The sequence below is a fragment of the Serratia sp. JSRIV006 genome, from assembly GCF_019968685.1.
Lineage (GTDB): Bacteria > Pseudomonadota > Gammaproteobacteria > Enterobacterales > Enterobacteriaceae > Chania > Chania fonticola_B.
In genome coordinates this window covers 3,341,932-3,364,712 of the sequence record NZ_CP074137.1, presented here as the reverse complement: position 1 = coordinate 3,364,712, position 22,781 = coordinate 3,341,932, and the positions used below count along the sequence as shown (strand labels likewise).

26 protein-coding genes and 1 riboswitch are annotated in these 22,781 nt (G+C 53.4%); of the genes, 14 read left to right on the top strand and 12 right to left on the bottom strand.

Annotation, left to right across the window (positions count from 1 at the left end; genetic code table 11):
* Positions 1-3: 3 nt before the first annotated feature.
* The 3 genes from KGP16_RS15620 (at position 4) to cbpM (ending at position 2,641) form a co-directional block, all read left to right on the top strand.
* Positions 4-810, top strand: coding sequence for a DmsC/YnfH family molybdoenzyme membrane anchor subunit (locus tag KGP16_RS15620; protein WP_223497974.1), 807 nt, complete (start codon positions 4-6; stop codon positions 808-810).
* Positions 811-1,418: 608 nt separating this feature from the next.
* Positions 1,419-2,339: a curved DNA-binding protein gene (gene cbpA / locus KGP16_RS15615; RefSeq protein WP_059201073.1), complete on the top strand. Its 921-nt coding sequence runs from the start codon at positions 1,419-1,421 to the stop codon at positions 2,337-2,339.
* Positions 2,339-2,641, top strand: a complete 303-nt coding sequence (cbpM, locus tag KGP16_RS15610; RefSeq protein ID WP_021181020.1) for a chaperone modulator CbpM — start codon at positions 2,339-2,341, stop codon at positions 2,639-2,641. The genes cbpA and cbpM overlap by 1 nt, the downstream gene beginning before the upstream one ends.
* A gap of 199 nt (positions 2,642-2,840) precedes the next feature.
* Here cbpM and KGP16_RS15605 read toward each other — a convergent pair whose 3' ends face one another.
* The gene (locus KGP16_RS15605; RefSeq protein ID WP_021181021.1) at positions 2,841-3,053 is read right to left on the bottom strand and encodes a YccJ family protein; all 213 of its coding nucleotides are present in this window, start codon (positions 3,051-3,053) and stop codon (positions 2,841-2,843) included.
* Between the two features lie 169 nt (positions 3,054-3,222).
* On the opposite strand from KGP16_RS15605, the gene KGP16_RS15600 reads away from it, so the two are divergent.
* The 3 genes from KGP16_RS15600 to KGP16_RS15590 all read left to right on the top strand — a co-directional run bounded on the left by KGP16_RS15600 (position 3,223) and on the right by KGP16_RS15590 (position 4,105).
* Positions 3,223-3,462 (top strand): DUF2766 family protein, encoded by a 240-nt coding sequence (locus tag KGP16_RS15600; RefSeq protein WP_021181023.1) that lies wholly within the window; start codon positions 3,223-3,225, stop codon positions 3,460-3,462.
* Between the two features lie 119 nt (positions 3,463-3,581).
* Positions 3,582-3,725: a PhoP/PhoQ regulator MgrB gene (locus tag KGP16_RS15595; protein WP_021181024.1), complete on the top strand. Its 144-nt coding sequence runs from the start codon at positions 3,582-3,584 to the stop codon at positions 3,723-3,725.
* Positions 3,726-3,823: 98 nt separating this feature from the next.
* Complete coding sequence (locus tag KGP16_RS15590) at positions 3,824-4,105, top strand: YebO family protein (RefSeq protein ID WP_059201072.1); 282 nt, start codon at positions 3,824-3,826, stop codon at positions 4,103-4,105.
* An 87-nt stretch (positions 4,106-4,192) separates the two neighbouring features.
* Here the strand turns inward: KGP16_RS15590 and fos are convergent, their stop codons facing one another.
* Positions 4,193-4,600, bottom strand: coding sequence for a fosfomycin resistance glutathione transferase (fos, locus tag KGP16_RS15585; RefSeq protein WP_209554856.1), 408 nt, complete (start codon positions 4,598-4,600; stop codon positions 4,193-4,195).
* 110 nt (positions 4,601-4,710) lie between these two features.
* Between fos and KGP16_RS15580 the strand changes: the two genes are divergently transcribed.
* The 3 genes from KGP16_RS15580 (at position 4,711) to KGP16_RS15570 (ending at position 6,873) form a co-directional block, all read left to right on the top strand.
* A complete protein-coding gene (locus KGP16_RS15580) occupies positions 4,711-5,013 on the top strand; it encodes a phage protein NinX family protein (RefSeq protein WP_024486479.1) in 303 nt (100 codons plus the stop codon).
* A 90-nt stretch (positions 5,014-5,103) separates the two neighbouring features.
* On the top strand, positions 5,104-5,340 hold the full coding sequence (locus KGP16_RS15575; protein ID WP_021181027.1) for a DUF4060 family protein: 237 nt from the start codon (positions 5,104-5,106) through the stop codon (positions 5,338-5,340).
* Between the two features lie 162 nt (positions 5,341-5,502).
* Positions 5,503-6,873 (top strand): amino acid permease, encoded by a 1,371-nt coding sequence (locus tag KGP16_RS15570; protein WP_024486480.1) that lies wholly within the window; start codon positions 5,503-5,505, stop codon positions 6,871-6,873.
* 36 nt (positions 6,874-6,909) lie between these two features.
* On the opposite strand, the gene KGP16_RS15565 is transcribed toward KGP16_RS15570, so the two are convergent.
* Positions 6,910-7,194, bottom strand: a complete 285-nt coding sequence (locus KGP16_RS15565) for a hypothetical protein (RefSeq protein WP_179249034.1) — start codon at positions 7,192-7,194, stop codon at positions 6,910-6,912.
* A 213-nt stretch (positions 7,195-7,407) separates the two neighbouring features.
* On the opposite strand from KGP16_RS15565, the gene KGP16_RS15560 reads away from it, so the two are divergent.
* The 3 genes from KGP16_RS15560 to cspE all read left to right on the top strand — a co-directional run bounded on the left by KGP16_RS15560 (position 7,408) and on the right by cspE (position 9,520).
* The gene (locus tag KGP16_RS15560) at positions 7,408-8,406 is read left to right on the top strand and encodes an MBL fold metallo-hydrolase (RefSeq protein WP_021806779.1); all 999 of its coding nucleotides are present in this window, start codon (positions 7,408-7,410) and stop codon (positions 8,404-8,406) included.
* Positions 8,407-9,152: 746 nt separating this feature from the next.
* A complete protein-coding gene (locus tag KGP16_RS15555; RefSeq protein WP_002211058.1) occupies positions 9,153-9,269 on the top strand; it encodes a DUF2627 domain-containing protein in 117 nt (38 codons plus the stop codon).
* A 41-nt stretch (positions 9,270-9,310) separates the two neighbouring features.
* Positions 9,311-9,520: a transcription antiterminator/RNA stability regulator CspE gene (gene cspE / locus KGP16_RS15550; RefSeq protein WP_002221949.1), complete on the top strand. Its 210-nt coding sequence runs from the start codon at positions 9,311-9,313 to the stop codon at positions 9,518-9,520.
* A 65-nt stretch (positions 9,521-9,585) separates the two neighbouring features.
* Here the strand turns inward: cspE and pgeF are convergent, their stop codons facing one another.
* Positions 9,586-10,299, bottom strand: coding sequence for a peptidoglycan editing factor PgeF (gene pgeF / locus KGP16_RS15545; protein ID WP_223499947.1), 714 nt, complete (start codon positions 10,297-10,299; stop codon positions 9,586-9,588).
* Positions 10,300-10,444: 145 nt separating this feature from the next.
* Here pgeF and rlmA point away from each other — a divergent pair, with 145 nt between their 5' ends.
* A complete protein-coding gene (rlmA, locus tag KGP16_RS15540) occupies positions 10,445-11,326 on the top strand; it encodes a 23S rRNA (guanine(745)-N(1))-methyltransferase (protein WP_223499946.1) in 882 nt (293 codons plus the stop codon).
* Positions 11,327-11,333: 7 nt separating this feature from the next.
* On the opposite strand, the gene KGP16_RS15535 is transcribed toward rlmA, so the two are convergent.
* The 6 genes from KGP16_RS15535 to manX form a co-directional block, all read right to left on the bottom strand.
* A complete protein-coding gene (locus KGP16_RS15535; RefSeq protein ID WP_371822128.1) occupies positions 11,334-12,488 on the bottom strand; it encodes an IS481 family transposase in 1,155 nt (384 codons plus the stop codon).
* 250 nt (positions 12,489-12,738) lie between these two features.
* Entirely contained in the window at positions 12,739-13,305 is a 567-nt protein-coding gene (mntP, locus tag KGP16_RS15530) for a manganese efflux pump MntP (RefSeq protein WP_024487163.1), read from the bottom strand.
* Between the two features lie 12 nt (positions 13,306-13,317).
* Positions 13,318-13,497, bottom strand: a riboswitch (yybP-ykoY riboswitch).
* A 217-nt stretch (positions 13,498-13,714) separates the two neighbouring features.
* Entirely contained in the window at positions 13,715-14,173 is a 459-nt protein-coding gene (locus tag KGP16_RS15525; RefSeq protein WP_021806775.1) for a DUF986 family protein, read from the bottom strand.
* Between the two features lie 55 nt (positions 14,174-14,228).
* A complete protein-coding gene (locus KGP16_RS15520) occupies positions 14,229-15,071 on the bottom strand; it encodes a PTS mannose transporter subunit IID (protein ID WP_037376029.1) in 843 nt (280 codons plus the stop codon).
* A gap of 15 nt (positions 15,072-15,086) precedes the next feature.
* The gene (locus tag KGP16_RS15515; RefSeq protein ID WP_021181036.1) at positions 15,087-15,887 is read right to left on the bottom strand and encodes a PTS mannose/fructose/sorbose transporter subunit IIC; all 801 of its coding nucleotides are present in this window, start codon (positions 15,885-15,887) and stop codon (positions 15,087-15,089) included.
* 56 nt (positions 15,888-15,943) lie between these two features.
* Positions 15,944-16,915 carry a PTS mannose transporter subunit IIAB gene (gene manX, locus KGP16_RS15510; RefSeq protein ID WP_021806774.1) on the bottom strand — a complete coding sequence of 324 codons (972 nt, stop codon included), beginning with the start codon at positions 16,913-16,915 and terminating at the stop codon, positions 15,944-15,946.
* 586 nt (positions 16,916-17,501) lie between these two features.
* Between manX and KGP16_RS15505 the strand changes: the two genes are divergently transcribed.
* Positions 17,502-19,049 carry a transporter associated domain-containing protein gene (locus KGP16_RS15505; RefSeq protein ID WP_021806773.1) on the top strand — a complete coding sequence of 516 codons (1,548 nt, stop codon included), beginning with the start codon at positions 17,502-17,504 and terminating at the stop codon, positions 19,047-19,049.
* Positions 19,050-19,136: 87 nt separating this feature from the next.
* On the opposite strand, the gene KGP16_RS15500 is transcribed toward KGP16_RS15505, so the two are convergent.
* Together KGP16_RS15500 and sdaA are read right to left on the bottom strand one after the other, a co-directional pair.
* Positions 19,137-20,738: an EAL domain-containing protein gene (locus KGP16_RS15500; RefSeq protein WP_223499945.1), complete on the bottom strand. Its 1,602-nt coding sequence runs from the start codon at positions 20,736-20,738 to the stop codon at positions 19,137-19,139.
* Positions 20,739-21,074: 336 nt separating this feature from the next.
* Positions 21,075-22,439 (bottom strand): L-serine ammonia-lyase, encoded by a 1,365-nt coding sequence (gene sdaA / locus KGP16_RS15495; RefSeq protein WP_021806771.1) that lies wholly within the window; start codon positions 22,437-22,439, stop codon positions 21,075-21,077.
* Positions 22,440-22,781 lie beyond the last annotated feature (342 nt).

Here is a 22,781-nt window from a genome sequence, read left to right as displayed (position 1 = left end):
ACCATGAACGAATATGAACTGCCGTTGGTGTTTTTTACCGTGCTCTGCCAATGGGGCATTGGCGGTATTATCGCCTTGACGCTCTATCGGTTGCGACCAACCTCCCAGATGTCCGTTGGGCAACTGAAATATCTGGTTCTGGGATTGTGGCTGGTGGAAGTCGTTGGCTCCAGCTTGTCACTGCTGCACCTGGGGAGCCCGTTTGGGGCTTACCGCGCGGTGCTGGGCCTGCCGCACTCCTGGCTAAGCCGTGAGGTGATCGCCTTTATCCTGGTGAATATCAGCCTGTTCCTGATGTTGGCAGTTTGCTGGCTGCGGCCGCAGAAGTCGGCCTTGATCACCACATTGGGAATGGTGACCTCGGTATTGGGGATTGCCGCCATTCTGGTCTCGGCACAAATCTACTACCAGATGGTCAGCCATCCGCTGTGGCATACGCCACTGACCCAATTGGCGTTTCTGAGTACCGCGTTACTGCTGGGGTTCGCTACCTTGGGGATCTATTTGAATGGCTGCGGCCTGGCCGTTCCGCGTACGGTTCGCTACGGTTTGCTGGTGGGCTGCCTGATGCTGCTGGCCACGCTGGTGGGGCGTTACCAAATTGCCGGGGCCAGCGCTCAAGGGATCATGCTTTGGTGGCAACTGGTTGGCAGCATGTTGGTGGGTGGTGTGCTGTTCGCGGTGCTTGGCCTGCGCACACGTTTGGCCCCGTCAATGGCCGTGATAGCCGGAGTGGTATTAGTGTCGGGGGAGATTGTCGGGCGTATGCTGTTTTATCATAACGTCATGGGCCAATTCCCCTGGTTCTGAGGCAATAAACTGAGGTCGGTCCAGCCGTGCAACCGCCGAGCGATGGGCCGACCCAACATCCTGCAGAAAAAAGCCTCAATACAGGGCTTGCCAGCATTCGGAAAAACCAGCTAATCTGAGATTGCCCGCTACCGCAAATGCCAAGTAGTCCAGGCCAGCAATGTAATTAACCAAAACAGAGAGTCAGCCGTAACAACGCCACGTTGATGGGGTGATCGCATGTTAATGACAGTGATTATTACTCTTTTTGTGATCGTGGGCGTCGCCGCTTTTCTGGCAATGCCAGTTATGATGGTCAATAACACGCAAGGCGTGGGAGGTGAAGAACCGTGAAACTGGCTAGCAACCGGAACCTGCAATGTTAACTCGAAATTCACTCACTACCTGTTGACCGGCTCAGATATGGGCCGAGTCATCAACACTTTGTCAGCACCGCAATTCCCGCACGTTCCGCAATAAATCAGCTCGAAACGCTAAATCACCGCGTGAAGTGATGCGCATACTGCACTAACTGCTTGATGGCGCTACAATGAGTCTTATCTCCTCAACTTGCTCACGTATCAACGCGCTATCCACTTTTCCGGCCACAGTAAAGAGACCATAGCATTATGGAAATCAAGGATTACTACGCCATTCTAGAGGTTAAACCCTCAGATGATATCAAGGCTATCAAAACCGCCTACCGCCGCCTGGCACGCAAATATCACCCCGATGTCAGTACCGAGCCCGATGCCGAAACGCGCTTTAAAGAAGTCGCAGAAGCCTATGAAGTGCTGAAAGACAGCGAACGCCGGGCCGAATATGACCAAATGCGGCTGCATCGTAACGAGCCCAATTTCGGCCGCCAGACCCGACGTGAAGAGTATGGTGGTGCCGAGGATTTCTCCGACATCTTCTCCTCGGTGTTTGGCCAGCGTGCGCGTGGCCGCCAGCAGGGCCAACCGCGTGCGGCCCGTGGGCAGGATGTTGAGATCGGCGTGGCGCTGTTCCTGGAGGAAACCCTCACTGAGCAAACCCGCACCCTGAGCTATAAGGTGCCGGTGTACAACGCATTTGGTCAGACAGAGAAAGAGATCGCTAAAACGCTGAACGTGAAAATCCCGGCGGGCGTGGCAGACGGGGAGCGTATCCGCGTGAAAGGCCAAGGCGTGCCTGGTATGGCTGGCGGAGCCAATGGCGATTTGTACCTGATCATTCAGCTGGCACCTCATCCGTTGTTTGAGGTGATCGGGCACGATCTGGAAATCGTTCTGCCCTTGGCACCTTGGGAGGCTGCGTTAGGAACCAAGGTTTCTGTCCCTACACTGGCGGACAATATCCTGTTGACCATCCCCGCGGGGAGCCAGACCGGGCAGCGGTTACGCGTCAAAGGGAAGGGGCTGGTCAGCAAAAAAGAGACCGGCAATTTGTATGCGGTGATCAAGATTGTCATGCCGGCCAAACCCGATGCAGACAGCGCCGCACTCTGGCAACGACTGGCCGAGGCGAATCAGGCCTTCGATCCTCGTACGCAATGGAGTAAAGCATAATGGCCAAGCTACAGATAACCCTCACCATTACCGAGTTTTGCCTGCATACTGGCGTAACGGAAAGTGAATTGGCCGAGGTGGTGGGGTTGGGAGTGATCCAGCCCCGCGATCTGACGGTGGATGATTGGCTGTTTGATGATGGGGCGGTGGCGGCGTTTAATCGCGCTCAGCGTCTGCAACGTGAACTGGCTCTGGATTGGCCCGGCATTGCGGTGGCGCTGACGCTGCTTGATGAGATTGAACAGTTGCGCAGGGAGAACGCTCAGCTACGCCATCGTCTTGAGCGCTTTATCGCAGAGTGATGCCCCTCACCCTAGCCCTCTCCCACAGGGAGAGGGGACCGATCGAGTGGGGTGAAAGTGCAGTGATTCATCATGAGCATCGGCTGACTCACCCTGGACTAAAGGGTGATCGAGTTTGCTGATATGACCTCTTTAGTTCCAAATGGGCAGGGGCAAACAACTCCCTCTCCCTGTGGGAGAGGGTTGGGGTGAGGGGGCCTCAGACGTTTTTACGCTCGATGGTTTCTTCACCCCAGTAAAGTTGGTCGGCTTCGGTTTTACTGAACGCCAGCGGTAACACTTCATCGCTGCCTTCCTCCCAAATTTTTTGCGCCAAAACCTCGTCATTACCGGCCAACTCAAAGATCGCTTCGGCAATTTCTACCGAGGTTTCACGCACTGTCGCCCAAGATTTCACATTATGATTTGCCATGACTGCTCTCCTGTTGAGTGTGAGGCACAGCCTAGTATAGGCCACAATTCTGCCGCTGGTTTTTGCAAGGCATGCGTATTATTGCCGAAAATTCAGGGCGGAACGCCTGCGGCAAAATGCAAAACGGCGTGGTATTCTTTGCCGCGTATAAATCAACAGAGGAAAAATTATGTCTAGCGCACTGAGCAACGATCAAGAACTGGTTTCCGATCTGGTTGCCTGCCAACTGGTTATCAAGCAGATCCTGGATGTGATCGACGTGATCGCGCCGACCGAAGTACGGGACAAAATGGCCAGCCAGCTCAAGAGTATCGATTTTAGCAGCCACCCGGCCGGCGCCGATCCGATCACCAAGCGGGCGATTGAAAAAGCGATTGCGCTGATTGAGATGAAATTTAACCGCGAGTAACCGGGTTATTTTTTGTTCCAGATGGCTGAGAAATCTAAACGGCCGGTTAAACTTCGTTTAAGTTGCCTATGCTAGCATCGATGATTAGGTTAACAACATAATCATAAGGCTGCTAAGGTTTGGGGCGTAAAAAACTGCTGGTGATAGCGGCAACGCTGTTTGCCTGCTTGCTTTTCTATCTGCTGGCTCTGGATAGCTATTGCGATCAAGGTGAGAAGTTTGCACTGGGCATTTGCTCAATCACGCGTATCGTTCCCTGGTAACATGGCGAAATAACAATTTTTCGCAAACTTGCCCCTGGCCTTGGTGAGAATGTTACTATGTCGGCTTGGTTGAGGCAGTAGAGTAGATAGGGTTGTTCATGTTTGATTTAGCTTCTGGCCCGTCCGGCCTGATTTCCATCGCCGTTGTGGTGTTGGCTGCATCGTTTGGCTTGTGGGTCTGGTTCATCGTGAATCGCGCCAGCGTACGCGCCAACGAACAGATCCAGCTGTTGCAGGAAATCGCCGAGCAGCAGCGCCAGCAAACGGCACTGTTAAAAACGTTGGTGCAAACCGCCCGCGGGGACAAGGCATCGGTTGACGATTATGATGATGACCTTAGCCCGGCACTGAGTTATAAAGGGTTTATCCCAGAGCGTTAATCGCGTCCCTCATTTGGTGAGAAGGTTAAGGACACGTCGGTTATCTCAGTTTCAGTTTTAACCGGATCGCCTTCTCACCATTCCGTTTCAGTAAAACACCATCCCCTGATAGGGTTTCTCCCGGCAGGCTGCCAACCGGCTTGCCAGATCGCCACAGTGAATTTCCAGCGCGTGCCGATCGGGATCGAGAAAATAGCAAGATTCGCCCTCACTGTGATTACTCTTCCACTCCTGTACGCCTGCTTTGCGCAAACGCTCCACAATGATGGTAAAGTTCTCCGGTGCCACGCTAAACGCGTAATGTGTATAGTCGCCCAACATCTGATTTTTTCGGGCATCATCCAATGACAGGCATAACCACAGTTCACCCAATACAAGATAGGCACCTTGATGCCAGCGGGCTTTAGGGATAAACCCCAGCACCTCAACATAAAAGCGAAAACTGCGTTCTACCTCACTTACCGCGAGCGTCAGGTGGTTAAGACCCAGCAACATAATCAATTTATCCGTTAGTAAAAATAATGTTTACGGCACGCGAGCTGTCATAAATCTGTCGTATTGGCATCGTAATGTAGCGCCAACTCTACGAAAGATGGATATCAGCAATGATTAGATGGTACGAAGAAAGCGACGCCGAAGTAAACCGCAGCATTGCGTTAATCACCGGGGAAAATCCGGACAAATGGTACCCTTACGGCGGCGTGAAAGGGAAAGATTACTGCAAGAACCCCTCCGATGCCTGGCCGATTATCTGCGCCAACAAAATAAGCCTTAATGCCCCCGAACAAAGTGACCAGCCACAGTGGCAAGCCAGTATGATCACCCAGCAAGGGGAGTGGCAAGCTGGCAGTCACAGCCCGTTGCGTGCCGCAATGATCTGTTTTTTATTGAGTCAGCAAGCGCAATAAATCAAATGTTAGTCGATAATGTAGATGACCCGTAATGATGAGACACCGCCTTATTCTGACAATGGACCTGTCGCTGACGGAGACTGTTTTATGAAGCGCATTATCAAAGGTGATACCACTCTCTCTCATTTAGTGATTGCCCATGCGGCGATCGATTGTCATGCCAAAAGCTATGGGCTGCACCGACAGGGCTGGCCCTCAACCTACCTGATAAAGTATCAAAACGATCGCGTGGCGGTGGAGGTCATCACCCGCCGTCAATCCTATGTGGCGACGCTGATGATCGGCGCACGTAACCTCAGCAAACTGTGCGGTATGCCAAGCTAGCTGGCGTAGCAAACCTCCTGCAACCCTCTGGCCCGGTTAACGATCGCCGGGCGCTAATCCTTGATGCCTGAAAGGTTAAGTGTTAAAACGCCCGCAGGTTTATTTATTGGTTGGCGATATCTTGCGCAATGCTGCCTGGATACTCAGCCGGACGAGGATAAGATGGGCGGTCAGCTTCAGGATACCCCGCTAAAACGCGGTTTAAAAAACAGACACATACAACTTATTGCCCTGGGCGGTGCCATCGGTACCGGCCTGTTCCTGGGTATTGCACAAACCATTCAGATGGCCGGGCCTTCCGTGCTGCTAGGCTATGCCATAGGTGGTTTTATTGCTTTTTTGATTATGCGCCAGCTGGGGGAAATGGTAGTGGAAGAGCCGGTGGCCGGTTCCTTTAGCCATTTTGCCTATAAATATTGGGGGGACTTTGCCGGTTTCTTATCCGGTTGGAACTACTGGGCGATGTTTATCCTGGTCGGTATGGCGGAACTGACCGCCGTAGGGATTTATATTCAATACTGGTGGCCGGAAATCCCAACCTGGGCATCGGCGGCCGTTTTCTTCGTCGTGATTAACCTGGTCAATCTGGTGAACGTACGCCTGTATGGGGAAACCGAGTTCTGGTTTGCTATCATCAAGGTGGCGGCGATCCTGGGGATGATCGTATTTGGTGCCTACCTGTTGGCCAGCGGTAACGGTGGCCCGGAAGCCAGCATTAGCAACCTGTGGGATCAGGGCGGTTTTATGCCACACGGCATTAGCGGCCTGGTGATGGCGATGGCGGTGATCATGTTCTCGTTTGGTGGACTGGAAATGGTGGGTATTACCGCAGCAGAAGCCGCCGATCCACGCCGTAGCATTCCTAAAGCCACCAATCAGGTGGTGTATCGTATCCTGATTTTCTATATCGGCTCGTTGACGGTGTTATTGTCACTTTATCCGTGGGGCAAGGTTGTGGAAGGGGGCAGTCCGTTTGTGATGATCTTCCATGCGCTCAACAGCAACCTGGTGGCGACCATGCTCAACGTAGTGGTACTCACGGCAGCGCTGTCGGTCTACAACAGCGGCGTGTATTGCAATAGCCGGATGCTGTTTGGCCTGGCGACACAAGGCAATGCGCCAAAGGCGCTGACCAAGGTTAACAAACGTGGCGTACCGGTGCTGTCTATCGCGTTATCGGCGTTGGCCACCTCGGTAGGCGTATTGATTAACTACGTCATGCCCGGCGAGGCGTTTGGCTTACTGATGGCGCTGGTAGTCTCGACGTTGGTGATTAACTGGGTGATGATTTGCCTGGCGCACCTGAAATTCCGCGCAGCCAAAGATCGCCAAGGGGTGATCACCAGCTTTAGGTCGCTATGGTATCCGTTTGGCAACTATCTGTGCCTGGTGTTCCTGTCGTTGATCCTGGTGATCATGTACTTCAGCCCAGGGATCCGCATCTCCGTACTGTTGATGCCGGTTTGGGTACTGTTGTTGTGGGTTGGATTTTTGCTGACCCGGCGTAAAAAGGCAGGTGGTAACAAGAGGTAGTATTCACGTTGGAGGCGCCTCAGCGCCTCCGAACGGTTAACGGGCGACGGCATTGCCCTGAGGGTGGCGCCCCAGCCGCAGCAGCTTTCTGCACAGCAGGAACAGGGTGCTGATAATATCAATCACCACCACGCTAAGCATCAGCAGGCCCAGCATAAAAAAGCCTGCCAGGGTGCTTGCCAGTAACAGCAGCGGTGACGGTACGCGTAGCCGGCGCAGCTTCATTGCCAGATACATTTTCCAGTATTGCCCTTGCGTCGCCAGCGCTCGGCGATAGCGGCCCATACGAACGCGTGACTTGCCTGATGCAGTCCGGCTCATAACTCCTCCTTTTTCAGAATGTCCTAGTAAGTAAATCACAAGGTTCTTAAGAAAGGCTTAACAGGTTCTTGGCGACCTTGGCCTTCTTACTCTGGCTATGACAACAACATCCACAAAAAGGTCAGTTGTTTGTCATTGCGATACTATAAGCTATTGGGTAGGCAATCTTGTAACGATTGCGGCACCACTATGGTACTACAGGGAGAGAATCGGTTGAAAATAACCAACAAATATTACGACGCCAGCAAAGCGCATCATACGCCACAGGGATTCTGCAACCCGGAGCCGTCGTTACACCAGCCCGGGGATCTGAAGCGCTGGCAAGACGAACGCAAGAAGCTCGGGCTGCCCAAACCTCCTCAGGCAGGCTACGAGCAGTTTATCGCCAACTGGTGGCAAGCCGCCGATCTGAGCGGCGATCAGGACCGTGTATGGTGGTTGGGCCATGCTTCTCTGCTATTGCGCCTGGGGGGCCGCCACGTGCTGATCGATCCCGTACTGTCGCCAAGGGCATCACCTGTGAGCTTCTACGGCCCACATCGCAAGACGCCGCCCCCGCTAACGGTAAAACAGCTGCCAGCGGTAGATGTGGTGCTGATTTCCCACAATCACTACGACCATCTGGATCGTCAAACCATCAGGGAACTGACCAAACGCTTTCGCAATGCCACCTTTGTCGTCCCGCTGGGCCTCAAACGCTGGTTCAGCCATTACCCGGCCAAACGGGTGGTCGAACTGGATTGGTGGGAGAGCCTGACGCTGGATGAGATGACGTTCTACGCCACGCCAGCACGCCACTGGAGCATGCGTACACCGTGGGATCGCAATCGTTCTCTATGGTGTGGCTGGGTGATCCATCACCCGGCGCTGCGTTTTTATTTCTCTGGTGACAGCGGTTACAGCGAACGGTTGGTTGATATCGGCACCCGCCTTGGGCCGTTCGATATCGCGGCGTTGCCCATTGGTGCTTACGCCCCAAGATGGTTCATGCAAGAGCAGCATATGGACCCACAGCAGTCGGTGAGGCTGTATCAGCAATTGAATGAACCCAGAGTGATCCCTATCCATTGGGGCGTGTTTGAATTGGCCGACGAGTCGTTGGATGAACCACCTGTGCAACTCAGCCTGGCACTACGCGAAGCCGGGGTCGAGCAGCACAGTTTTTATCCGCTGAAGATTGGTGAACATCTGGAGGTTAGCCCTAACTCCTAATGAGTATCATGGGGTTGCGGCGTACCCCGCATCGGGTGGCGCTGGGCGTGGTGCGGCTTTGCGGGGTTTACGGCGGGTAATGGATAAAACCGTCACGCCAAGAGTAGTGAAAAAAATGCCTTGGCGATTTCGTTAATCTTCGGCGGAAATAGCTGCTGAGTGGCTAGGTGGTATTTTTAATATTTTTTTTATCCTTACTAACTTAGCTACGGATATAAACCCGCAGGGTGGGGTGGCTATTTCGTCCAGTTGCACATTCTTGGTGCAAAATTTGGCTCGCTGCATGATTATGCACTGGCCTGTGTGAGCGTTTTGGCCCGAGTGAACGGTTCTGTTGCGGTGGCCAAAGCATAACTATCCTGCTATGACAGGCTTTGCTCCCCAAAGGTCGGATCAGTGGGCCGTTTGGCCCCCGGCCTTCGATATTCAATAGTTGCATATAAAATTCCATAAAGATTCAAATTTTTTTACGTTCTTTGGCCTGTCTGCGGCTTATATGTGGTCTAAATCGCTCGCTGTCGAGTTGAAAGAATTGTTAAAACTGAGGCGCCACGCGGAGTACAGCGCGGCGTCTTTACAAAGCAGAAAATAGCCAAGGCTTCAACCTCTTTTGCCCTATTTAAGCTATTCTTGCGGCTGACCGTTTCAAATATGTGCGACACGTCCATGAGTGATTAAAAATGGCTTGCCATCGATTCCAGAGTATGTGATAACGCACTTGGGTAAAACGAGGTACAGTTCTGTATATGTGTGGCATTTTCAGTAAAGAAGTTCTGAGTAAAGACGTTAGCGTTGAATACCGCTTCTCTGCCGATCCTTATCTTAGTGCCTCAAGCAGTAACGACTCTAGTTTGTCTATGTAACGCCTACGGGCGGTTTAAACAATCCAAAGGAAATACTCAAGATGGCAAAGATCAAAGGTCAAGTTAAGTGGTTCAACGAGTCTAAAGGTTTCGGTTTCATCACCCCAGCTGACGGCAGCAAAGACGTGTTCGTACACTTCTCTGCAATCCAGGGTAACGGTTTCAAAACCCTGGCTGAAGGCCAGAACGTTGAGTTCGAAATCCAAGATGGCCAGAAAGGCCCATCTGCAGTAAACGTTACTGCAATCTAATCAGCTTCAGCTGAACAAAAAACCCGCCTTAGTGCGGGTTTTTTCGTATCTGGCGTCGATGAATATCACCTGGTGATGATGATGCCGGAATACTGGTTGCGGCCTTTAATCCCCGGATGGTTGGGATCTTGTGCGCGGCGATGGCTGTTGCGGCGATAGCTGGTGTATTTAAAGCGCTGGGGCTGCCGTGGGTCGCTGTTGAGCGTGCAGATGGTGCAAGAGCCTGCGTGATCGACTGCGGCGAAGCCCAAGGCTTTGAGCTTGTTTACGGCGATGGCGGCCAGATCCAGATGGCGTTGGGTCGGGCTGATCAGCTCTGCTGGCAAGGGCAGCGCCTGCTGAAACTGTTCGACCAACTCCTGGTTAACCTGATAGCAGCAAGCGCCCGCAGCGGGGCCGATGGAGGCCAACCAGTTGGCGGTATCGTCATCCTGGCCGATACGTTTGGCCATCTGCTCCAGAATGCCATCCATCAGGCCGCGCCAGCCCGCATGTACCGCAGCAATGGCGCTACCGTCTTTACGGCTGAAAATCACCGGCAGGCAGTCTGCGGTTAATACGCTGATCAGGATCCCTGGCTCACGGGTAAAGAAGCCATCGGCCTCACCGCATTGCTGGCCCGCCTGATGGATATCGACTATGCGAGTACCGTGTACCTGTTTTTTCTCAGGCAGCGTATTGCGAAAGGGCTGTAACGGCGTTGGCAGCAGGGCACCTTTATTGCCAAAGCCATGAGCGATGCCAGGAACGCCGCTGAGCAGCGGGGAATAGTCGGTCATAGAACGTTTTTGCCTGTGGCTGAGAGGAGATATCCAGTGTAGCCAGCTTTTGGATTACTTGGCTAGTGGCAGATGGGCATCCGCCTTGCATCGTACACCAGCCTTCTTTAGACTACCCGCGCCATCTCTCTCTGGGATCTCATCCATGTCTTATCAGTGCCCCCTGTGCTTCCAACCGCTTGATTTCGCAAACCAACAGTGGCGTTGCGAAAATAACCATCAATTCGACCGTGCCAAAGAAGGGTACGTCAACTTAATGCCGGTGCAACACAAGCGTTCTAAACAGCCGGGTGACAGTGCCGAGATGATGCAGGCCCGCCGCGCATTTCTTGACGGCGGCTACTACCAGCCGTTGCAACAGCGGGTGGCTGAACTGTTAGCCAGCACTTTGCCTATTGAGCCACAGGCACTGCTGGATATTGGTTGTGGTGAAGGCTATTACACGGCCGCCGTGGCGGCACGCTTGTCTCAGGAGCGGACCGTAGCGGTGTATGGCCTGGATGTTGCCAAGGTGGCTATCCGCTCGGCAGCCAAACGCTACCCGGCGGTCTCTTTCTGCGTGGCTTCCAGCCATCGCCTGCCGTTTGCTGACGCGTCGCTCGATGCTGTGTTACGTATCTATGCCCCCTGTAAAGCCGAGGAGTTGGCGCGGGTCGTCAAGCCGGGTGGGGTGGTGGTGACAGTGTCACCGGGGCCGCGGCACCTTTATCAGCTAAAACAGCAGGTTTATCAGGAGGTTCAATTGCATGCGGAGCATGATGAGCAGCTTGAGGGCTTCAGCTGTGAATTGGCCGAGTCACTGGCTTATCCGATGGCGCTGCCGGGTGAACAGGCTGCCAATCTGTTGCAGATGACGCCGTTTGCCTGGCGCGCTTCGCCGGAGGTGCAGCAAGGTTTGCTCGACATGGCTACCTTTGCCTGCGAGACGGATTTCGCCATCCGCTTGTACCGTCGGATTACCCCTCACCCCAACCCTCTCCCTGTACAGACCGGGGACATGGTAGACAGGTGTTCAAGGACATGGTGAACACTTTTTAACATCCTTTACCCATGATGATCGACCTATTTCTCAGGTCGATCGTCCCCACTTTCGTGCTGTACCACCATACCTCGTAGTAGCCCTCTCTCTCACTTTCCTTCAGTCCGACATATTCACCGATAAAGGCCTTGCCCACTTTCAGACCCATCCCTTTCAGGCTCAGTTTTCCACTGACATCCACTTTCCTGACCAAAACCCCCTCGTCATACTCGGCTGCCGCCGGATTGCCATTGTACTGTCGCGATGAAGGCTGATAACGGGACGCCGGTACCGCCATTGACAGGGCTTCGTGTGGACGCTCCAGGTTGTAGGTATTTCGCCAGGCGTCGAACACCTCCTGCAACTGCGCGGCATGGGTAAACCACCGTCCCTGCAGGAGCTCTGCCTTCAGGCTGCGGTGGAAGCGCTCCAGCTTACCCTGAGTCTGAGGATGATAAGGCCGAGAGTGACCCACTCGGATACCCTGACGCATCAGCCACAGTTCCAGCGCGGTCCAACTGCCCGTCGTGTCGCCCCAGGGGGCCCCATTATCCATGGTCATTCTCTCCGGCAAGCCATAACGTTCGAACACCGCTATCAACTGAGACTGCACGGTGACACGTCGTTCGTCCGGGCAGTGCGCCAGACAGAGCGAGAAGCGCGAATGGTCATCCAGCAAGGTCAGCGGATGACAACGCCCTTCGGCGAAGGGGAAGTGGCCTTTAAAGTCCATCTGCCAGAGTCGGTTCGGTGCGTCATGTTCAAAGCGTCCGACGGTGGGCGTCGGTGACGGACCGCCCGGTAGCAGGTCATGGCGGCGCATGAGGTTATGCACGGTGCTGGCGGCCGGTAACGTATGCCCCTGCATCTCGAGCCACCGCTTGAGCTTGCGCGCGCCCCACATCGGATGGGTCAGGTGCGCAGCGCGGAGATGTTGGACAACGGTGTCAGAGGTTCTGCTGGGGGAATGGTGTGGCACTCGAGAACGTTCGTTCAGACCGGCCCTCCCATCAGACTGCCAGCGATGTAACCACTTGTATGCGGTAGCAGGCGCTATGCCGAACTGGCGGCATAGCGCACGGATATTAGCGCCTTCTTGCGAGGCGAAAAGCACAAACTCGGTACGTAATGACATGGCAGATCTCTCATCCCACGGCATAAGCAACTCCACTCAGAAGTACTCATACCTATGTTGTAAGTGTCTACCATGTCCCCGAACAAGTGTTCATGATGTCCCCGGTCTGTACACTCCCACAGGGAGAGGGAGCTGACCAGAGTAGGTAATTGGCCCGTGTAGTTTCGGAAACTAGGGTGTAAAAGCAAGAAAGTTGGGATATTACGCAGAAAGATCAACGAACTCGGTCGGTTCCCTCTCCTTGGGGAGAGGGTTAGGGTGAGGGAGTCTTCTTCTCTGCCAAGGATTAAGCCAGGTAGCCCAAGTGCTCCAGCAGGATATTAAAGCCAATCCCGATCAACACCACGCCGCCAAGAATTTCTGCGCGCTTGCCCAGCAGCGGGCCGATAAACCGGCCAACCATCATCCCCAGCGTCGCCATGATCATGGTCGCCATACCTATCGCCATCGCGGTATGCAGGATATTAACCTGTAGGAATGCCAGACCCACACCGATTGCCATCGCATCCAGACTGGTGGCGATGGCCGTAGCAACCAGCACCCAGAAACCATGACGATTGACTTTCTCTTCTTCCGGCTTGTTTTTCACCCCTTCAACGATCATGCGTGCGCCAAGGATAAACAGCAGGCTAAAGGCGACCCAGTGGTCCCATTCCATGATGTATTGGCTGGCAAACAGCCCGATACCCCAGCCGATAAGCGGGGTAATGGCTTCAATGATGCCAAAGATCAGACCGGTACGGATAGCTTCGCGAAAACGCGGTTGATGCAGAGTGGCACCTTTGCCGATCGACGCGGCAAACGCGTCCATAGACATGCCAAAAGCCAGGATAAGAGTTGCGGAAAGGTTCATTGAAATAGTCTCGGCCGGGTGGCTCCATATACACGTAACCCACCCCCAACCATACGACGGAGTTACGTGCCTATGGTCTCGCCAACCTACCTGGCTGCCCGCACCACGTTTCGCTGACGAAACGAGTATGTTGATACGGGCGTTTCTGGTTAAAACTCCCCCAGAAACCGGCTACTCCCCAATGACGGCGCAACCATACCATAATATTTTTGCTGCGGACAACGTTTAATTTCACCGGGGTATTGGGTGAAATTGAGACTTATTTTCATTAGCGGGCTTGGTGAGAGTAATAATGGCGATAGTTGCATCAATGGTGTGGAAAAAATAAGCAGGAAAAATACCAGCCATGCTGATTAATTATCCACAAAAACACTGTTAATTAATCAGGATGGGGTGAGGTGGATTTAACTCATTTATTTTCAAGGAAAAAATGATAGATTTTTTCCAGGTCATCCAGATGCGTAACCTGGATTAATAACCGGCGCTGTTCTAAGTCGATAACCAGAATGCCGTCTTCGGATAAATTCATGGCTTTGATGCGTCGATAGTCAATAAACGCATTTGCATAGAAGAAGCCCGTAGTTTTAAACAACATTTTGGGCTTGCGGATATAGGAGATATATACCGCCATCAACGCCAGGGAAATTAGCAGGTAGGTAGTTATCGGCGCTCCCTGCTCGACCAGGTTGCGGTAGATCAGGATGGCGATCAGACCGACGAAGATCAGGCAGTCCAGGCGGTTACCCCGCTTGAGCTGCACCTTTAACAGCGTTTTTCCTTTCAGAAGGTTCATGCCGAACTCGTCATACAGCGCATACGCCAGCATCAGCAGAATAAAAATCAGTATTACGCTATCGGTCAGCGACATCTCACCACTCCATAAATAAAAAAACCGGGGGTTGCCCCCCGGCTATCAATTGCTATTACAGACCTAACAGACCAATCCAGTAACCGAAGATACCGATGGCGAAGAAGCCGATAATGATCCACAGCGCGTTGACCTTCTTGCGCAGTAGCCACATACAGCCGAAGGTCAGCAGTAGCGGTACCAAGCCAGGCATCAACTGATCAAGGATGGTTTGTACCGTGGTGACGTGGGTTTGCCCGGTCTGGTCGGTAATTTTTGACACCACCAGCGGGATATTCACGTGCGTCCACTTGTTAACCAGAGCCCCCATGACAAACAGGCCGAGGATGGACGCCCCTTCCGTCAGTTTTTGCAGGAAACCACCGCCCATATCGCTAACGATATCGACCCCTTTTTGATAACCGTAGGCGACACCGTAGTAACGAACCAACAGGCGTACCAGGTTAAACAGTACGAAGAACAACAGCGGGCCGAGCAGGCTGCCACTCATGGCAATACCGGCACCCAATGCGGCAAATACCGGGCGAACGGTACCCCAGAATATCGGGTCACCGACGCCGGCCAGTGGCCCCATCAGACCTACTTTGATGCCGTTGATGGCCGCATCGTCGATCGGTGCGCCGTTGGCACGCTGTTCTTCCATCGCCATGGTAACGCCAAGTATTGGCGCTGCGACGAACGGTTGCGTATTGAAGAACTCAAGATGGCGTTTGATTGCCTGCTTGCGTTCGTCGTTGTTGTCCGGATACAGGCGACGGATCACCGGCACCATGGAGAAACAAAAACCTAGCGCCTGCATACGTTCGAAGTTCCATGAACCCTGGAACAGGTTGGAGCGTACGAATACGCCTCGAATATCGGCAGGTGTCAGTTTCTTTTGAGTCGTTGTATCAACCATTTCTTTCACCTATTCCTAGTCCAATTCGTTATCGAGGTCGTTGGCACCGGCAGGGTTGGCCTGAACCACCTGAGACTTGTTGTATTTAGGGCTGAGCTGGATGTAGAGCACCGCCATCACCACACCGATCACACCGAGTGCGACCAGGTTAAAGTTGGTGAAGGCTGCGGTAACAAAGCCCAGGTAGAAGAATGGCATCAGATAGCCGGCACGCATCATGTTGATGACCATCGCGTAACCAACTACCACGATCATGCCACCGGCGATATTCAGACCGCCTGTGACCACTTCCGGAATTGAGTTAAGCAGGGCGTGGACGCCAGCTGTACCGACAGAGACCGCCACGATCACCGCAGGAATAGCGACACGCATTGCCTGTACCAACAGGGCCGCGATGTGGATCACGGTAATACCGTTCAGGTTACCCCGTTCTGCCGCTTTGTCCGCCGCATGCTGGAAGGCCACGGTGATGGTACGCACGATAATGGTCAGTACCTGGCCTGCTGCTGCCAGTGGGATCGCCAGGGCGATACCGGCACCGATGTTTTGCCCACCGGCGATAACCAGAATGGTGGAAATAATCGATGCTAACGCCGCATCGGGTGCAACCGCAGCCCCGATGTTCATCCAACCCAGTGCGATCATCTCCAGCGTACCGCCGATGATGATACCGGTTTTGATGTCACCGAGAACGAAGCCAATCAGCGTACAGGCCACTAACGGGCGGTGGAATTGAAACTCATCCAGGACGGAACCCATCCCGGCGATACAGGCAACGATAAATATCAGTACAATCTGAAGAGTGGTGATCTCCATTGCACTTCTCCTATATGACCAAACAGCTCTGAGTAAAAAAATTAACGACGTTGCCGTTAATTGAGTTTGTTAATCAGGTCCATCATTTTTAGCTGACTGTCGGAAGAGACCTTACGGACTTCAAGTTCAATCCCGCGTTCGTTTAACTTCTTAAACGCCTCGATGTCTTTCTCATCGACGGACACCGCGTTATTCACCTGGGTTTTGCCCTGGCGGAACGCCATACCACCGATATTCACCGATTTGATATCCACCCCTTCCTCTACCAGACGCCAAACGTCGGTTGGATTGGTGAACAGCAGCATTACGCGCTCACCCGCATATTTCGGGTTGTTCCAGACGCGGATCGCCTTTGCCACGTCAACAACGTGAGCGGTAACGCCTGGAGGAGCAACCTGAGTCAGCAAGGTTTTACGGACGTGGTCGGCGGCTACTTCATCACTGACTACGATGATGCGGCTGACGTTGGTCTCTTTGGTCCAGCGGGTAGCAACCTGGCCGTGGATCAGACGATCGTCGATACGTGCCAGACAGATTTTCATATGGTCATTGGGGCCGAGAGGCGCTTGGGGCGCAGCGGCTTTTGGAGCAGGGGCACTTTGTGGCGCGACGGGCTTAACACTCTCTTCCACCGGTTTCTTCAGCGCTTTCACGCCTTCACGGCCGGTTTCCAACGCCAGCGCGACCAGTTCGTCAAAGCTTGGGTTGTCATCACGGGCCATGAATGTTTCCACCAGCATGGGAATGTTAACCCCGGTGATAACCTCATAGTGTGGTTTGTCTACTGCGATGCGGCTGGCCGCGTTAAACGGGCTGCCGCCCCAGGTATCAACCAGAAACAGGACGCCATCGCTGGTATCGAGTTCACTGATTTTCCCATTATATTTCTCAATTAACGTTTCAGCATTTTCACCGGGAACGAAATCTATGTAGGCGACGTTGGCTTGCTCACCCAATAGCATTTCTGCTGTTTTCAGCAGTTGTTCCGCTGCAGTCCCGTGTGTGCCGATGATAATAGCTATTGCCACTCGCTACCTCCTCGTTGAACTTAAGGCACGGATCGTGTCTTGACTCATCACCATCCTGGCAGTCACTTCCGCGGTTCAGATACGTTGGTTCAAATACATTATGGTAGAAAAAAAGAAACTCACACTTAACATTTATCACGCAGTTTCAAAAACCTGTGGCCGTTAATTCCTGTTAACGACATTTATTTTAGTGCGTGAAAAAATAAATTTTGTGACATTGCTCTGCTATTAGTGGATCGATTAAGCCGAATAGTTGGTTTGCGGAATTAAACAGCAAAGCTGTTACAAAATGAGACGTAAACTGAACAAAGCCACTTTTCTGGCGAAAAGTTTCCTGTTAGAGTGCATTCTTCTTTCATAACCAAGGAGTGAAGGGCCTCAGCCCTCCCTATGGACTGTCACCGAAGTTACTGTTTTACAAGGTTTCACCCGCCACCTGTTGGCGCCACAACGTTCGCTCGGCCTTATGGCTGCTTCCTGTTAGTGCCATCCTGTTTTCTCTCTGTCATCGCCAACGCCACGTCTGCGTTTGCTTCCCTACGTCTGAGCACAGCTCTGCCAACCTGTCTTTCTTCTGGAGTCTGATATGGAAATATTAATGGACCCCTCGATTTGGGCCGGGTTATTGACCCTGGTGGTCTTGGAAATCGTGCTGGGTATCGACAACCTGGTATTCATCGCCATTCTGGCCGACAAACTACCGCCCAAGCAGCGTGATAAAGCGCGCATTATCGGTCTTTCATTAGCCTTGGTGATGCGTCTTGGGTTGCTGTCGGTGATTTCATGGATGGTGACGCTGACCAAACCGCTGTTCAGCGTGGGGGAGTTCGCTTTCTCTGGCCGCGACCTGATCCTGCTGTTTGGTGGGGTATTCCTGTTGTTCAAAGCCACGATGGAGCTGCATGAACGGCTGGAGGGCAGCACCCATCAGGAAGGTGCCAACCGTGGCTACGCCAAATTCTGGGCGGTGGTGGTGCAGATTGTCATCCTTGATGCGGTGTTCTCGCTCGACGCGGTGATCACGGCGGTGGGGATGGTCAACGATTTGCCGGTCATGATGGCAGCGGTAGTGATTGCGATGGCGGTGATGTTGCTGGCCTCGAAACCTTTGACCAACTTCGTGAACGCCCATCCGACCATCGTGGTGCTCTGTTTGAGCTTCCTGCTGATGATCGGCCTGAGCCTGATTGCCGAAGGCCTTGGCGTGCACATTCCGAAAGGCTATCTGTATGCGGCGATTGGTTTCTCGATCCTGATCGAGATGTTTAACCAGATTGCACGGCGCAACTTCATCAAGCACGAGTCTCGTCGCCCGATGCGCGAACGCACGGCTGAAGCGATTATGCGCCTGATGGGGCAACAGCGTACCCAGCAGCAGGTGGATGAAGATAGCCTGCATAAGGTGAAAGAAACCTTTGCGCAGGAGGAACGCTATATGATCAGCGGCGTGCTGACGTTGGCTTCCCGTACCTTGCGCAGCGTCATGACGCCGCGCACCGAGATTTCGTGGGTAGATTGCGAACGCTCCCGCGACGAGGTGCGCGAACAGTTGCTAGATACCCCGCATAGCCTGTTCCCGGTTTGCCGCTATGAGCTGGACGAGTTTATCGGCGTAGTGCGAGCCAAGGATCTGCTGGTCGCGTTGGATCAGGGTGTGGATATCGCCGAGTTTGCCGCACGTACTCCACCGATCGTGGTGCCGGAAACCATGGACGTGATCAAGCTGCTGGCGGTATTGCGCCGGGCCAAGGGCCGTCTGGTGATGGTGACCAATGAGTTTGGCGTGGTGCAGGGGCTGGTCACGCCATTAGACGTGCTGGAAGCGATTGCCGGTGAGTTCCCGGATGAAGATGAAACGCCGGATATTATCGAGGATGGCGACCGTTGGCTGGTGAAAGGCGGAGCGGATCTCCACTCGTTGGAGCAGGCGTTGGACTGTGATGATCTGGTTAGCCCCACCGAGGATTACGCCTCGCTGGCGGGCTTCCTGCTCTCATATTCTGGCCAGATGCCAACGGTGGGCGACGTGGTCGAACTTCACGACCTGCGCTTTGAAATCCTTGAGATCTCGGATTATCGCATCGAGCTGGTCAGTATCACCAAGGTGAAACCGCTGCACGAACAAGACGAGTAAGTGTTCAGGCCGGGGGTACCTCCCGGCCACAGTTTGCCGCGTTGCTGGTCCATTGGCTAACGTACATAGCGAGCCGGTTGAATTGTATCAGCCGTCTCGCTTTTCTTTTGTTTGCGGCTTTTTATGCAGCGCGCGTTGGCGGGTTTCATACTGCTGCAGCCACAGCGGGAACACGTTGATCGGCATCGGCTTGGCAAAATAATATCCCTGTAAGGCATTTACTCCCTGTGAACGTAGATACTCAGCCTGTTCCTCTGTCTCAACCCCTTCGGCCACCAGTTTTAATTTCAGGCGCTGTGCCAACGTTATGATGGTATCGGTCACGGTGGCATTGACTGCGTCAGTACCAATGGCGGCGGTAAAGCCACGATCGATCTTCAACACGTCCGGGCTGAGCTTTTTCAGGTAACTGAGCGAGCTGTGGCCGGTACCGAAGTCGTCTATCGCCAGCATGATGCCCATCTCTTTGAGCGTTTTAATCTGCTCATACTGAATTTCTGACAGAGCGGTTCGCTCTGTCAGTTCCAGCATCAATGAAGGCATCGGATGGGCGGGCAGCCATATGCGGCGGATGTCATCGATAATGCTGACGGTATTGAAATGCTCAGCGGCGACGTTGATGCTGATATAGAAAGAGGGGCGGGGGGGGAACAGGTTGAGGTTTTCTACCACCGTGGTCATTAGATAACGCGTGAGGGGAATGATCAGGGCGTGTTGTTCGGCCAGCGGAATAAACACGTCTGGCGAAATCCAGCCTTGTCGCTTGTTCTTCCAGCGCATCAAGGTTTCAACACCGACGCAGCGCCCATTATCGCTGTTGATAATCGGCTGGCAATAAACGCGAAATTCGCGATGCGAAATGGCGTGGCCAATGTGGTAAGACAGGCTCATGCGGTTGGCGGTGATCAGATAGACCACGTAGGCCGCCAGCAGGCTCAGCATCAGCGCCAGAGGAATATGGCGGGGTAGTGCGGCCAGCGCCAGAGTTCGGGCATCAGGTCCAAACAGGGAGATGGAAAAAGGATATTTGGCGGATTTTGCAGTGTATTGCAGGCCGTCTGCATTGGCATCGCTCAGGGTAATTTCCTGTTGACCATATTCCAGCCTGTAGGCACCCACGTTCAGGGCTACGCGGTGAGCGTAAGGCTCTTGTGGTTCCAGCAGGAAATTGGACAATAGATCGATATTGAAAACGTTCAACACTCCGCTGGTACTTTGGTTGGGCAACGGAGTCCATAGCACCAGCGTTGGCGTTCCTTTTGCCACCATGAGGGAGGGGCGCAGTGCCAGCTGCATGCCGCCTTGGGTCATGGTCGGGAAAATGGTGGTAAACACATAGTGTCGCTGACCAAACAGGCTGGAGCAATAAATCGTACCATCCTTGACTAGCAGCAACGAGCGCAGCGCCTGATTCTGTGCGGCACGAAAGCGTAACGTTGGCATCACCGAATCGCAGGGTTGCCCGATTAGCGACATGGTGCTGAGAGCCTGTTGCTCTGCGGGCAGCAGCAACGCATTGAGTTTGGTGATCACTCGGCTGGCCAGGACGCGCTGGTTCTGCTCGGTATTACGGATTTCCTGATAGTAGCGGGTATAAAGCGAAATCAACAAAATAGCCAACCCAACCGCGCCGGCGAGAAGCCAACGGTAATAGCGGTATTTCGATGCGGCAAGTTGGGTCATCAACATCCGGTAAGTCCTTGTTCAGTCTAGCTGCCTGACGCCACTTCCAGGCGCAATTCAGTAATACTATGCTTGGCTAATTCTAGCCTGTTCGCATGGAAAATTGATGGTAACTCAACAAATTATTTCGGTTCGTGCAATCAAAGGGGAAATTTTGGGGTTAACCGGCGGATGGGCGAGGTGGTCAGGTTAGCAGTATTGCTGAATTTGTACGGGGCAACGAGGTTTTTCCCCAGCTACTCTATTGATTCTCTGAGTGTGCGCAGCACGCGGTTGCGTAGCCAGTTCAGGCTTTTTCAGCCGTTCCCCCTCGCCGGTGATGACGAGGGGGGACAGACTTAATCAGTCACACTGAACCTTGATCGCCAGACCGCCACGGGAGGTCTCACGATACTTGGCGTTCATGTCTTTACCGGTTTCGTACATGGTTTCGATCACCTTATCCAGCGACACACGCGGCTCGCTGGTGCGGCGCAATGCCATACGCGCCGAGTTGATCGCCTTCACCGAGGCAATGGCATTGCGCTCGATGCAAGGGACCTGTACCTGACCGGCAACGGGATCGCAGGTCAAGCCCAGGTTATGCTCCATGCCGATTTCGGCGGCGATGCAAACCTGCTCAGGGCTGCCGCCAAGCAATTCGGCCAAGCCCGCAGCGGCCATTGAACAGGCCACACCAACTTCGCCCTGGCAGCCCACTTCGGCACCGGAAATTGAGGCGTTCATTTTATACAGCGTGCCAATCGCACCGGATGCCATAAAGTAACGGACATAGGTTTCCGGGCTGACGGACTCGATGAAATGATCGTAGTAAGCCAGCACCGCAGGGACGATCCCGCAGGCTCCGTTGGTTGGGGCGGTCACCACGCGGCCACCGGCGGCGTTCTCTTCGTTCACCGCCAGCGCAAACATGTTGACCCAGTCGATCACGTTCATTGGGTCGCTGGACAGTTTGTCTGAGGAAACCAGCAAGCGGCGCAGGGCGGAGGCGCGGCGTGGAACCCGCAGAGGACCAGGCAGTACGCCTTCGGTGTTCAGACCACGATCGATACAGGCGCGCATGGTTTGCCAAACGTTACCGAAATAGGCTTCGATCTCCTGCTTGCTATGCAGTGCCAGTTCGTTTTGCATGACCATCCCGGAGAGGGACAGACCGGTGGCGTTGCAGTGGGCCAACATTTCACTTGCCGAGTGGAACGGATAGGGAACCGAGATTTCATTACTTTCGGCTTTGCCGAAATGTTCTTCGTCAACGATAAACCCGCCACCGATGGAGTAATAAGTTTTGCTGTAAATCTGCTTGTCTCCAGCAAAGGCATGGATCTGCATGGCGTTTTCGTGCAGCGGCATATTGTCGCTACGGAATACCATGCCGCCGTCGCGGGGGAAATCGACTTCGTGCAGGCCGTTGGCCAGCATCAGGCGTTGACGTTGCTCAACATCGCGAATAAAGCCTGGAATGCCATCGATATCGACGGTATCAGGCATATTGCCCGCCAGGCCGAGAATGATGGCGATATCGGTATGGTGACCTTTACCGGTCAATGAGAGTGAGCCGTAAACATCGACGGCAACACGCGTGACGGAAGGCATCAAGCCTTCGTTTACCAGATCGTCGACAAACTGTTTGCCGGCTTTCATCGGTCCAACCGTATGAGAGCTGGACGGGCCGATGCCGATCTTAAACATGTCGAAAACGCTAATCACGCTAAAACTCCTTAAAGAGGCATATTGTTATGGCTGCTGCGGTTAAAAACCGCGCAGGGAACGGCGATAGTGTAAAAGGGCCGTACGGGTTTTGCGGCCCTTTTCGCATGAAATAAAGTAATCCTTGGTATTGCTGTTAACGCCTTAAAACGCTACCGGGGTAATCCTTATAATATTAGTGGTTTATTCCGGTCGTGGCTATTTTACAGGTATTTCGTAAGGTTGAAGAGAGAGTTTACAGTTTTTTTAAAACATCGATAGCGGTAACGGTAGTTGATAAAACAGACTGCTGGAGTGATAGCGATCGCTTTATACTCAAAACGACAGGTAATCCCGGCTTTA